Here is a 295-nt window from a genome sequence, read left to right on the forward strand (position 1 = left end):
CGGACGAAGAGACTACGGGGCCCAGAGCCGGAGAAAACCAGCTCGCCCCGGGCATGGACCGAGCTGTCAGGGGGCAGGGTGCAGGCGGCTTTTTCTTGCCCTGAACCGTCGGGCCGCACTAAATTACCGCCATTGGTTCAAAAATGGAGTGCCGGCGTGGCAACGGGTATTGTGAAGTGGTTCAATGCAACCAAAGGTTATGGATTTATTCAACCTGACAAGGGCGGCAAGGATGTCTTCGTCCACATCTCGGCCGTTGAAAAAGCGGGGCTGAGCGGTCTCAATGAGGGGACCA

At 57.6% G+C, this 295-nt stretch carries 1 protein-coding gene; it reads left to right on the forward strand.

Features of this window, described 5'->3' with window-relative positions; translation table 11 throughout:
• Positions 1-156: 156 nt before the first annotated feature.
• A partial coding sequence (locus AC5ZGW_RS47850; protein WP_496114365.1) for a cold-shock protein occupies positions 157-295 on the forward strand: 139 nt, incomplete at its 3' end.

The sequence above is a fragment of the Bradyrhizobium sp. Crot121 genome (genome assembly GCF_059512385.1).